The sequence below is a fragment of the Burkholderia sp. LA-2-3-30-S1-D2 genome (assembly GCF_001523915.2).
GTDB classification, from domain to species: Bacteria; Pseudomonadota; Gammaproteobacteria; order Burkholderiales; family Burkholderiaceae; genus Burkholderia; species Burkholderia diffusa.
On sequence record NZ_CP013383.1, the window covers coordinates 895,906 to 907,217 of the forward strand.

9 protein-coding genes and 2 pseudogenes are annotated in these 11,312 nt (G+C 66.6%); 6 read left to right on the plus strand and 5 right to left on the minus strand.

Translation table 11 applies throughout. The annotated features are described in order from the left end of the window. Positions 1 to 10: 10 nt before the first annotated feature. On the plus strand, positions 11 to 1,357 hold the full coding sequence (locus WS66_RS04200) for an ABC transporter ATP-binding protein (protein ID WP_108064614.1): 1,347 nt from the start codon (positions 11 to 13) through the stop codon (positions 1,355 to 1,357). 441 nt (positions 1,358 to 1,798) lie between these two features. Here the strand turns inward: WS66_RS04200 and WS66_RS04210 are convergent, their stop codons facing one another. Further along, entirely contained in the window at positions 1,799 to 2,677 is an 879-nt protein-coding gene (locus WS66_RS04210) for a MurR/RpiR family transcriptional regulator (RefSeq protein WP_059608500.1), read from the minus strand. A 364-nt stretch (positions 2,678 to 3,041) separates the two neighbouring features. On the opposite strand from WS66_RS04210, the gene ggt reads away from it, so the two are divergent. Then, positions 3,042 to 4,793 (plus strand): gamma-glutamyltransferase, encoded by a 1,752-nt coding sequence (ggt, locus tag WS66_RS04215; protein ID WP_059608499.1) that lies wholly within the window; start codon positions 3,042 to 3,044, stop codon positions 4,791 to 4,793. 217 nt (positions 4,794 to 5,010) lie between these two features. Continuing rightward, a complete protein-coding gene (locus tag WS66_RS04220; RefSeq protein WP_059608498.1) occupies positions 5,011 to 6,339 on the plus strand; it encodes a dicarboxylate/amino acid:cation symporter in 1,329 nt (442 codons plus the stop codon). A 29-nt stretch (positions 6,340 to 6,368) separates the two neighbouring features. Here WS66_RS04220 and WS66_RS04225 read toward each other — a convergent pair whose 3' ends face one another. Continuing rightward, complete coding sequence (locus WS66_RS04225) at positions 6,369 to 6,767, minus strand: DUF3331 domain-containing protein (RefSeq protein WP_059608497.1); 399 nt, start codon at positions 6,765 to 6,767, stop codon at positions 6,369 to 6,371. A 44-nt stretch (positions 6,768 to 6,811) separates the two neighbouring features. After that, positions 6,812 to 8,104, minus strand: a complete 1,293-nt coding sequence (locus WS66_RS04230; RefSeq protein WP_059608496.1) for an NAD(P)/FAD-dependent oxidoreductase — start codon at positions 8,102 to 8,104, stop codon at positions 6,812 to 6,814. 146 nt (positions 8,105 to 8,250) lie between these two features. Between WS66_RS04230 and WS66_RS04235 the strand changes: the two genes are divergently transcribed. Continuing rightward, positions 8,251 to 8,904, plus strand: coding sequence for a TetR/AcrR family transcriptional regulator (locus WS66_RS04235; RefSeq protein WP_059608495.1), 654 nt, complete (start codon positions 8,251 to 8,253; stop codon positions 8,902 to 8,904). Positions 8,905 to 8,928: 24 nt separating this feature from the next. Here the strand turns inward: WS66_RS04235 and WS66_RS34300 are convergent. Next, positions 8,929 to 9,215: pseudogene (locus tag WS66_RS34300) on the minus strand (LysR substrate-binding domain-containing protein); the annotation flags it as partial. 3 nt (positions 9,216 to 9,218) lie between these two features. On the opposite strand from WS66_RS34300, the pseudogene WS66_RS04245 reads away from it, so the two are divergent. Further along, a pseudogene (locus WS66_RS04245) lies at positions 9,219 to 9,509 on the plus strand (SDR family oxidoreductase); the annotation flags it as partial. A 33-nt stretch (positions 9,510 to 9,542) separates the two neighbouring features. Here the strand turns inward: WS66_RS04245 and soxR are convergent. Beyond that, on the minus strand, positions 9,543 to 10,019 hold the full coding sequence (soxR, locus tag WS66_RS04250) for a redox-sensitive transcriptional activator SoxR (RefSeq protein WP_059608494.1): 477 nt from the start codon (positions 10,017 to 10,019) through the stop codon (positions 9,543 to 9,545). A 79-nt stretch (positions 10,020 to 10,098) separates the two neighbouring features. Between soxR and WS66_RS04255 the strand changes: the two genes are divergently transcribed. Further along, positions 10,099 to 11,307 (plus strand): efflux RND transporter periplasmic adaptor subunit, encoded by a 1,209-nt coding sequence (locus WS66_RS04255; protein ID WP_059608493.1) that lies wholly within the window; start codon positions 10,099 to 10,101, stop codon positions 11,305 to 11,307. Positions 11,308 to 11,312 lie beyond the last annotated feature (5 nt).

The following is an 11,312-nucleotide window of genomic DNA, read 5'->3' on the forward strand; positions in this document are numbered from 1 at the left end:
AGTAAGCGCGATGCAAAATTCGACCGTAATCAACGCCCCGGCCCAGACGTCCCAGCCGCTTCAGCCGCCGCGCCTCGGTGAGGAAATCCTGCGCGTGGATCACGTCTGCCGCGGCTTCAACAAGACGCAGGGCGAACTGCTCGTGCTCGACGACGCGAACCTGTCGCTGCGCGAAGGCGAGATCGTCGGGCTGCTCGGCCGTTCGGGCTCGGGCAAGTCCACGCTGCTGCGGATCATCGCGGGGCTGATCGAGCCGACCGGCGGTGAAGTGACCTATCTCGGCAAGCCGCTGACCGGCCCGGCCGAAGGCGTCGCGATGGTGTTCCAGACCTTCGCGCTGTTTCCGTGGCTCACCGTGCTGCAGAACGTGGAAGCCGGGCTGGAAGCGCTCGGCGTCGGCGCACGCGAGCGGCGCGAACGCGCGCTCGCCGCGATCGACCTGATCGGTCTCGACGGCTTCGAGAACGCCTACCCGCGTGAGCTGTCGGGCGGCATGCGTCAGCGCGTGGGCTTCGCGCGCGCGCTCGTGGTCGACCCGACGATCCTGCTGATGGACGAGCCGTTCTCGGCACTCGACGTGCTGACGGCCGAAACGCTGCGTACCGACCTGCTCGACCTGTGGACGCAAGGCCGGATGCCGATCAAGTCGGTGCTGATCGTCACGCACAACATCGAGGAAGCGGTGTTCATGTGCGACCGGATTCTCGTGCTGTCGTCGAACCCGGGTCGTGTGATCGCCGAGATCAAGGTGCCGTTCAAGCATCCGCGCAACCGGCTGGATCCCGATTTCCGCAAGCTCGTCGACGACATCTACGCGAAGATGACCGCGCGCCAGACCGGCGAGGCGACGAAGAAGGGGCTCGAGCTCGGCAGCTGGATGCCGCGCGTGTCCACCAACCTGATGGCCGGCCTGATCGAGACGCTCGCGATGGCGCCGTATCACGGTCGCGCCGACATGCCCGAAATCGCACGCACGCTGCATCTGGAAGTGGACGAACTGTTTCCGATCGCCGAAGTGCTGCAGTACCTCGGTTTTGCGGACGTGCGCGAAGGCGACGTGTTCCTGACGCCGCCCGCGCGCGTGTTCGCGGAATTCGGCACGCAGGAGCGCAAGCTGATGTTCGCGGATCACCTGCTGAAGCACGTGCCGCTCGCCGCGCGGATCAAGAAGGTGTTGAACGAGCGCCCCGGCCATCGCGCGCCGCGCGTGCGTTTCGAGCAGGAGCTGGAGGATTTCCTGTCGGATGACGCGGCGGAGGAAACGCTCGACGCGGTGATCGACTGGGGCCGTTACGGCGAAGTCTTCTCGTACAACGACAAGACCGAGGTGTTCAGTCTCGAGGATGTGGAGAGTTGAGATCCGTCGATGGGTAAGGCAGCCCTGGCTTTGATTTGACCGAGCGCCAGACATCGAGGCCAGCAACTGCTGCTTCTTACGATGCGCCTGAGCGAATCGCTCAGGCGCGAGCGTCCGCGTATTCGCTGCCGAACAGCCAAGGGGAAAATACGTCCGGCCTGACAGCAATTCAACGACCTGTTGGTGCGGGCGGCGGTGTAGGCGATGGCGGGAACAACTATGCAACGCATGGCTCAACGAGCGGGAAGAATACCGGTGGCGGCCAGCCGCTCTACGTGAGCGAGAGCGATATCAGCAGCGCGACCGCGAAGCGCGTCATCAGTGCGTGCAACGTTACGATCACGGACGAGGCGAACCGGAAGCAGGATGGGGAGGGCGGGTGGCGGCGCCGGGCGCAGGCGTGTCGGCAAAGCTCGCAACGTCCGAACACGGCCCCAACCATCACTCCGGCAAATCCCACTGATTCGCCTCCCGTTCGACCCCACCCGTACTCAACCCTTCGATCTTCTCCATACGCTGCCGCGCGAGTTCAGGAAGCCGGTTCGTCACGCCGATCACGAGCGCCTCGGCGAGTGCGAGCGCGGGCACGTTCGTCTGCAGCATCGCGAACGGCCGCCCCTGGATCCGCAGCACGATCTCGGCGAACGCGCTGATCGGCGAGCGCCATTCGTCGGTGATCAGCAGCACGCGCACGCCGAGCTGGTGTGCGGCCTGCGCAAACCGGAGGCTGTCCTTCTGATAGCGGCGAAAATCGAAAATGACGAGCACGTCGCCTGGTCCCATATCGGCCAGCGACACCGATGCGAGATTCACGTTCGGCTCGACGTACTGCACGTGCGGGCGCGCATAGGCGAGCGTGAACGAAAACAGCGACGCGAGCGGCGCCGTATAGCGGCCGCCGCCGCACAAAACGCGGATATCGGGATCGGCCAGCAACGCCACCGTGTCGTCGAATGCCGCCGCGTCGAGCCCGTCGATCGTCGTGGCGAGCGCTTGCGAGAGCCGCTGAAAGATCGCCGCATGGCTGTCGCGCATTCCGGATTCCGAGTGGAACGCATCCATTCGCGCGAGCGGCGAATTCATCGCGGTGTCGATCTCGTCGTACAGCGCCTGCTGGAACGACGAGTAGTTCGGAAAGCCGATCCGCACGACGAAGCGAAACACGGTCGGGTCGCTCACTTCGGCTTGCTTCGCGAAGCTCGCGATCGGCCCGAGCCCGAGGCTCGGATAGCGATCCAGCAGTGCATGCGCGACTTTCTGTTCCGACGGCGTGAAGCTATCCATCTGCGATAGCAGCAACGCCCTGATGCTTGTCCCCATCGGGCACCCCGACCTTCTATTGGCTGAATGACAAACGGCAGACGTGCGTCTGCCGGCAACTCCACGCATGTTAGCCCATCGACACCGCGCGACACGCATGCGATCGAAGGTTAGGGGGACGCATCGCACTGCGCGTCGACCATTCATATATGTAATGAAACGAACATTCGGTGGCCGGCCTAAGCGTCGAATTTCGCGAAAAATTCAGTGATAACCCTAGGTTTTGACAGAGAAATGCCGATGCTATGATCGCGGCCTCACCGGAATGTATCGTTTGTTACATTCCGGATCAACAGCGCCGACCAGCCTCCGGGCCAGTCACGCATCCCGGCATGGCCCGGTTACTCGTCTGGAGGATCCCGTCATGAGGCGGCTCGTAGTACTCACCCTGTTGTCGGCGATGAGCGCATGCGCGCTCGCCGCGTCGGAACCCGCGGTGGAAGCGAAGAACGGCATGGTCGTGTCGTCGCAGCACTTCGCGTCGCAGATCGGCGTCGACATCCTGAAGGCGGGCGGCAACGCGGTGGACGCCGCCGTGGCAGTCGGCTACGCGCAAGCGGTGACCAATCCGTGCTGCGGCAACATCGGCGGCGGCGGCTTCATGACGCTGCATCTGGCCGACGGCCGCGACCGCTTCATCAACTTCCGCGAGACGGCGCCGGCCGCGGCATCGGCGAACATGTATCTCGATGCGAAGGGCGACGTGATTCCGGGCGACAGCCTGTACGGCTATCGCGCGGTCGGCGTGCCGGGCACGGTCGCGGGCCTCGACCTCGCGCAGCGCAAGTACGGCAAGCTGACGCGCAGGCAGGTGATGGAGCCGGCGATCCGGCTCGCGCGCGACGGCTTCGTACTGACGCGCGGCGATACGGACATCCTCGATACGACGATCGAGCGCTTCAGGAAGGATCCGGAAGCCGCGCGCATCTTCCTGCGTCCGGACGGCTCGCCGCTGCAGCCGGGCGACCGTCTGGTGCAGAAGGACCTGGCGCGCACGCTCGAGCGTATCGCGGAGCAGGGCCCCGAAGCGTTCTACCACGGCGAGATCCCGAAGATCGTCGAAGCGGCGTCGAAGCGCGGCGGCGGCGTGATCACGGCAGCCGATTTCGCGTCGTATCGCGCGCAGGACGTCACGCCGCTGACCTGCACGTATCGCGGCTACGAGTTCGTGTCGGCGCCGCCGCCGAGCTCGGGCGGCGTGACGATGTGCGAGACGCTGAACGTGCTCGAAGGCTATGACCTGCGGAAGATGGGTTACCAGTCTGCGTCGGTGGTCCATTTCATGACCGAGGCGATGCGTCATGCGTACGAAGACCGCAACACGCTGCTCGGCGACCCGAACTTCATCGACAATCCGGTCGCGAAGCTGACGAGCAAGCAATATGCGGCCGAGATCCGCAAGCAGATCAGCGGCGACATGGCGACGGCTTCGGTCGACGTGCAGCCGGGCGTTGGCGTGCACGAGAAGCCGGAGACGACGCATTATTCGATCATCGACCGCGACGGCAACGCGGTGTCCACGACCTACACGGTCAACGGCCGCTTCGGCGCCGTGGTGATCGCACCGGGCACGGGCTTCTTCCTGAACGACGAGATGGACGACTTCACCGTGAAGGTCGGCGCGCAGAACCTGTTCGGCCTCGTGCAGGGCACGCGCAACTCGATCGCGCCCGGCAAGCGCCCGCTGTCGTCGATGGCGCCGACGATCGTGAAGAAGGACGGCAAGGTCTTCATGGTGGTCGGCTCGCCGGGCGGCTCGCGGATCATCACGATCACGCTGCAGACCGTGCTGAACGTGATCGACTACGGGATGACGCCGCAGGATGCGGTTGGTGCGCCGCGCGTCCATCATCAATGGCTGCCGGACGAGGTCTATTACGAGACCCGCGGCCTCTCGCCGGACACGCTCGCGATCCTGCGCAACATGGGCTACAAGATGGTCGAGCAGACGCCGTGGGGCGCCGCGGAACTGATCCTGGTCGGCCTGCCCGGCACAGAGGCGGTGAGCCATCAGAGTTCGGGCAACGATTCGTCGGTGTCCGGCAACGTGCGGGTCGGCTACATTTACGGCGTCAACGACCCGCGCCGTCCGGCCGGTTCGGCGATCGGGTACTGACCTGATCGCGGTCGCGCCGCGCTGAAGGGCTGCAACCGGCGTTCGCGATCGGGCGAACGCCGGCACGGCGAACAGCGCGTCCGTTCGCGGACTTCCACGGGATCGAGCGTGGCAGGTGCCCGGCATGCCGGGTCCGACCGGCCCGCGGCGCGCATCGTGGCACGGCACCGGCGCGCGCCTTTTACTCCCACTCCCGTACCGTGCGTCGAGCTCCGTTATGAACAAACGAATGTCTGCGGCAGGCTGGATCCTGCTCGCGATGGCGGCCGGCATCTTCATCGGCTACATGATCTATACGCAGTTTCCGGACAAGCAGTCGGCGACCGAGATCGCCGGCTACATCTCGCTCGTGTCCGACGTGTTCCTGCGGCTGATCAAGATGGTGATCGGCCCGCTGGTGTTCTCGACGCTCGTCGTCGGCATCGCGCACATGGGCGACGCATCGTCGGTCGGGCGCGTGTTCGTGAAGGCGTTCGGCTGGTTCGTCACCGCGTCGCTGATCTCGCTGCTGCTGGGCCTGCTGATGGCGAACCTGCTGCGGCCCGGCGAGAACCTCGGCCTGCCGCTGCCGGACATTGGCGCGTCCGCGCATCTCGCGACGTCGAAGTTCACGCTGAAGGATTTCGTCAGTCACATGGTGCCGAAGTCGATCGCCGAGGCGATGGCGAACAACGAGATCCTGCAGATCGTCGTGTTCTCGATGTTCTTCGGCGTTGCGCTCGCGGCGCTCGGCGAGCGCGGCAAGATCCTCGTCGCCGCGATCGACCAGCTCGCGCACGTGATGCTGAAGATCACCGGCTACGTGATGAAGCTCGCGCCGCTCGCGGTGCTGGCGGCGATGGCGTCGACCGTCGCGATCAACGGGCTGTCGATCCTGCTGAAGTTCGCGGTGTTCATGGGCGACTTCTACGTGAGCCTGTTCCTGCTGTGGAGCACACTCGTGATCGCTGGCCTGCTGTTCCTCGGCCGTCGCGTATTCAAGCTGCTGGTGTTGATCAAGGAAGCGTTCATGCTGTCGTTCGCGACGGCCAGCTCCGAGGCCGCGTATCCGAAGATCCTCGACGCGCTCGACCGTTTCGGCGTGCGCCGCAAGATCTCGAGCTTCGTGATGCCGATGGGGTATTCGTTCAACCTGGACGGTTCGATGATGTACTGCACGTTCGCGTCGCTGTTCATCGCGCAGGCGTACAACATCCACCTGTCGCTCGGCACGAAGATCACGATGCTGCTCGTACTGATGCTGACGTCGAAGGGGATGGCCGGCGTGCCGCGCGCGTCGCTCGTCGTGATCGCGGCGACGTTGCACCAGTTCGACATTCCGGAAGCCGGGCTGCTGCTGATCCTCGGTGTCGACACGTTCCTCGACATGGGCCGCTCGGCCACGAACGCGGTGGGCAACTCGATCGCGAGCGCCGTGGTCGCGAAGTGGGAAGGTGAGCTGATGTCGGAAGCGGAAGCCGACGCGAATGCGGCACGACTGGATGCGGAAGCCGAAGCACGGATGAACGAGGCGGTCCGCGACGCGGATCGCGTCACCGCTGCCTGAAGCGCAATCCCGGGTCGAATGCCCGGTCTTCAGGCCGCTTCGGCGGGGCGGGCCGCGTCGATGCACGCCGCCAGCACCATCGCGGCGGCGTTGCCCGGCGCCGAGCCGAGCAGTTGCGGCGCATAGACGCTGTCGCCGATCTCGATCGGCTGCCCCGACAGCGCGCACACGCCGCGCTTGCGCGTGGTGAACAGCCGCCACTTCTGATAACCGTAGTGCCCGGTGCATGCGTCGCGCCACGAAATCATCACGGTGTCGGCCGTGGGCCGCTCGAGCACGCTGATCGTCGGCTTGCTCGTCGCGTCCCACGACGGCAGCCGGTCGCGCGTGACGCTGCGCCGCCGCGGCACGCCCCACGAGACGGACGGCATGTCGAAGCTGCCGATCGCGGCGACGGTCACGAGCCAGGGCGCTAAACGGTTGTTCATGTCAGTTTTCCTCGAAACGTTGCGCGACACCGCCATACGCGGCATCACGACAGGCGGATGCGCGGCTGCGCGCAGCCGTTGATCCGTTCGGCGATCCACAGCAGGGTCGCCTTGGAGAAGCCGTGCAGCGCCTGCTGGTGCCGCCGGTAGAGCATCAGGTGGCTGAACTGCGCGAAGCGCCCCTGGATGAAGCCGCCGCGAAAGAACCCGAACTGCCCGAGCGTGCCGAACGCGTCGTAGTCGCTGATCGACACGAGCGCGCCGAAATCGTGGAACGCGAACGGTGGAATCGGCGTGCCGTCGAGCCAGGCGGGCAGGTGCTTCGCGAGATGCTCGGCCTGCTGCGTCGCGACCTGCGCGGTCGGCGGCAGCGGCCGTTCATGGCCGTCGGGCAAGAGGCTTGCGCAATCGCCGATCGCGAACACGTGCTCGTCGCCCGTGGCCTGCAGCGTCGGCCCGACGACGATCTGGTTCGCGCGGTTCGTATCGAGCCCGTCGAGCGCCTGCATGAAATCGGGCGCCTTCACGCCGGCCGCCCAGACCATCAGGTCCGCTTCGGCGAACGAACCGTCGCCGTAGTGGAAGCCGTTCGCGTCGGCAGACGTGACGCGGGTCGACGTCAGCACGTGAAAGCCGATCTGTTCGAGCCGCCGCTGCGCCGACGCGGAAATCCTCGGCGGAAACGCGGCGAGGATGCGCGGGCCGCTTTCAAGCAGCGTGAGCTGCAGCCGCTCGCGCACCGTCGCGTCGCCATACGCCTGCGCCACTTCCAGCAGGCGGCTCAGCTCCGCCGCGAGTTCCACGCCGGTCGCGCCCGCGCCGACGATCGCGACGCGGAACGGCTCGTCGCGCGCGATGCTGCGAAAGACGCGCATCCGCAACGCTTCGTTGAAGGTCTCGGCCTGCTGCTGGCTGTCGATGAAGTAGCAGTGCTCGCGCACGCCCGGTACGCCGAAATCGTTGGCCTGGCTGCCGAGCGCGAGGATCAGCACGTCGTATTCGAGTTCGCGTGCCTCGAGCACGAGTTCGCCGTCCTGCGAGCGGATCTCGCCGAGCTGCACACGGCGGCGTGCGCGATCGAGCCCCTTCAGTTCGCCGGGCTGGTACGTGTAGCCGTGGTCGCGTGCATGGGCGAGAAAGATCACCTGCTGCTGCTGGACGTCGCGCGTACCGGCCGCGATCGTGTGCAGCATCGGCTTCCAGATGTGCGTCGGACTGCGGTCGACAACCGTGACCTGCGCCCGCCCGGACCGGCCGAGGCGCTCGCCCAGACGGGTCGCGAGCTGCAGCCCGGCGATTCCGCCGCCGACGATGACGATGCGTGTAGGGGTTGTCATGGATAAATCATCACGTGATGAATAAGGTATGATCCTAGCGCTTCCCGGCTTCGCGTGTCAACGGAGCGGGGCGGCCGTCCAATGCCGGGGAAATGAAACCGGGCCCGAACGCGGGCATTCGAACCATTCAAGGGGAGCAGGAAAACGTGGCTGAAGTCACTGAGCGCGCGCCGTCGAAGCGGCGTACGCGCGGGCGGCCGCTGGCGGACGCATCCGTCGGTCCGGACGTGATACTGCGCGCCGCGCGCCGCACGTTTGCGAAGCGCGGCTACGACGCGACGAGCGTGCGCGAAGTCGCGCGCGAGCTGGGCATCGACGCGGCGTTGATCGCCCATCACTTCGGCACGAAGGAAACGTTGTGGCTGGCGGTCGTCGAGCAGATCGTCGAGCTGGCCCAACCGATGTTCGACGCGCTGCGTGCATTGCGCACGTCGTCGCTGCCGCATCGCGAGCGCGTACGGCGCGCGCTCGAGCTGTGCGTCGATCACGAATTCGACGAGCCCGACATGGGCATGTTCTTCTCGACGGCGGCGACCGAGGAGGGCGCGCGGCTCGACCGGCTGCAGGAGCGGCTCGTGCGCCCGTACCACGAGGTGATGTTCCCGCTGCTGGCAGAAGCGGTGGAGGCCGGCGAGATTCGGGCGGCGGACCCGAACGTGCTGTTCTTCATGATCGCGAGCGCGATCGGCATGACCGTGTCGTACAGCCACATGATGCGGGAGTTCACGTCGCTGCCCACGCGGCAGTACGAATTCAGGCAGGCCGTGCTCGCGGTCGCGCTCAACATCCTCGGCGATTGAGCGCCGCGCGCGCGACGCGCGCGGTCACGTCGCCGCAATCAGCCCCAGTTCGTGCACCGCATTGCGCGCTTTCGCGCAGCGCATCGACGAGCGGACGGCGGCGTGCGGTACGCGATCGCCAGCTCATACGCGAGCGGGCTGCACGTGCCAGTCAGTTCGCATAACGTAATATCTTGCGGCTGCATCGGCGCGAACAGGCGCGGCATCAGCGCGACGCCGATGCCGCCCGCGACCAGCCCGGCCGTCGTCTGCATCTGGCGCGGCTGCTGGACCACGCGCAGCGCGAAGCCCGCCTGCGCGCTCGCCGTCACGAGTACGCGGCGGCGAAGGCCGGCGTCGAAGGGTTCACCGTCGCGCACGCGCGCGAACTCGGGCCGCGCGGTGCAACGGTCAATACGGTTGCGCCCGGTTACATCGCCGAGACGCGCTTCTTCGGCGACGGTGGCGTCGCGCCGGCCATCGCGGCGACCATCCGCGAGCAGACGCCGGCCGGCCGCGCTGGCCATCCGGACAACATCGCGGACGCCGCCGCGTGGCTCGCCGGGCCGCGTGCGTCGTTCGTCACCGGCGCGACGATCGCGGTGAACGGTTGGCGTGTCGGTTGAGGTGAGGGGGCAATGTGGTGCCGGCCGCGCGCATCAGTCGAGATCCGGCGGCGTATCGCCGAGCCAGCGCCGCGCGCCAGGCCCGTTGCGGCCCGCGCGGTCTTCCGGGTTCGTCAGCTTGCAGCGCTTCAGCGACAGGCAGCCGCAGCCGATGCATTCGTCGAGGTTGATGTAGAGCCGCTGCAACTCCTCGATCCGGTTCGCGACGCGCTGCTTCCAGCCGCGCGACAGCCGCTGCCAGTCCTTGTTCGTCGGCGCGGTGTCTTCCGGCAGGCTCACGAGTTGCTCGGCGATCTCGTCGAGCGAATAGCCGATCTTCTGCGCGAACACGATGAACGCGATCAGCCGCAGCACCGCACGCGAATAGTGACGATGGCTCGAGCCGTTGCGGTGCGACTTGATAAGCCCGCGCTTCTCGTAGAAGCGCAGCGTCGACGCCGGCACGCCGCTGCGCGCGGCTACTTCGCGGATCGACATCAGCGGCCATTGCGTGGTTTCGTCGATACCCATGACGCCCTCCGGGAAAGCTTGACTTGAAGTTAACTTCAACTTTTATGCTACGCGGCAGTTTAACCCGTCGCGAGGCATCATGCTCTTCATATCCCCAGGCAGGACGTCGCCTTTGAGCGCCGCCTGCGCATTGCTGCTGACGTTGTCGGGCTGTCATGACGGCAAAGGCGAATCGTCGGTCCATCCTCTGCCCGAAGTCGGCGTGACGACCGTCGCGCCGCGCACGGTCCGCCTCGCGGACGAATTCAACGGACGCGTCGAAGCGGTCGACGCGGTCGAGTTGCGACCGCGCGTGAGCGGCTACCTGCAGCGCATCGCGTACAAGGAGGGCGACCTCGTCGCGCAGGGCGCGGTGCTGTTCGAGATCGATCCACGCCCGTACCGGATCGCGCTCGACCGTGCGAACGCGCAGCAGCAGCGGGCGCGCGCGGCCGCGAGCCTCGCCGATGTACAGCTCAAGCGCGTGCGGACGCTGATCGATGCGCATGCAACCTCCCAGGAGGAACTCGACAACGCGCGCTCGACCGCGGAGCAGGCGCGCGCCGACCTGCGGGCGGCCGACGCGGCCGTCGCGGACGCGAAGCTCAATCTCGGCTTCACCGAAGTGCGTTCGCCGATCGCCGGGCGAGTCGGCCGCGCGATCGCGACCGCCGGCAACCTCGCGCGCGCGGACGAGACGCTGCTGACGACGGTCGTGTCGCAGGACCCCGTCTACGTCTATTTCGACTGCGACGAGCAGAGCTACCTGCGCTACAACGCGCGGCGCGCCGACCGGAAGCATCGGGCGATCGGCGCGGACCCGGTGCGCGTGGGCCTGGCGAACGAGACGGGCTTCCCGCACGCGGGCACCGTCGATTTCCTCGACAACCGGCTCGATCCGCAAACCGGCACGATCCGTGCACGCGTGCGGCTGCCGAACGCGGACCACACGTTCACGCCGGGCCTCTATGCGCGGGTACAGCTCGTCAGCGGCCGTGACCAGGACGCGCTGCTTGTCGACGACAAGGCGGTGCTCACCGACCAGGATCGCAAGTACGTATACGTGATCGGCGCCGGCGACAAGGCGCTGCGTCGCGACGTGACGATCGGCCGTGTGCTGGACGGCGAGCGGATCGTCGAGAAGGGGCTGCAGCCAGGCGATCGCGTGGTCGTCGACGGCGTGCAGCGGATCTACTATCCAGGTGCGCAGGTGAAGCCGAAGGCGCTGGCCGTGCATGCGGACGCGGGCACCGGGCCGGGCAGCGGCATGCAGGCCGCGGCCGACGCCGGCGCGCCGGTCGCGCAATAACGGGA

Coding starts and splice junctions, on each gene's coding strand:
- WS66_RS04230 (WP_059608496.1), bottom strand. CDS start 8,104: ATGACAACCCCTACACGCATCGTCATCGTCGGCGGCGGAATCGCCGGG.
- WS66_RS04255 (WP_059608493.1), top strand. CDS start 10,099: ATGCTCTTCATATCCCCAGGCAGGACGTCGCCTTTGAGCGCCGCCTGC.
- WS66_RS04210 (WP_059608500.1), bottom strand. CDS start 2,677: ATGGGGACAAGCATCAGGGCGTTGCTGCTATCGCAGATGGATAGCTTC.
- ggt (WP_059608499.1), top strand. CDS start 3,042: ATGAGGCGGCTCGTAGTACTCACCCTGTTGTCGGCGATGAGCGCATGC.
- soxR (WP_059608494.1), bottom strand. CDS start 10,019: ATGGGTATCGACGAAACCACGCAATGGCCGCTGATGTCGATCCGCGAA.
- WS66_RS04220 (WP_059608498.1), top strand. CDS start 5,011: ATGAACAAACGAATGTCTGCGGCAGGCTGGATCCTGCTCGCGATGGCG.
- WS66_RS04225 (WP_059608497.1), bottom strand. CDS start 6,767: ATGAACAACCGTTTAGCGCCCTGGCTCGTGACCGTCGCCGCGATCGGC.
- WS66_RS04200 (WP_108064614.1), top strand. CDS start 11: ATGCAAAATTCGACCGTAATCAACGCCCCGGCCCAGACGTCCCAGCCG.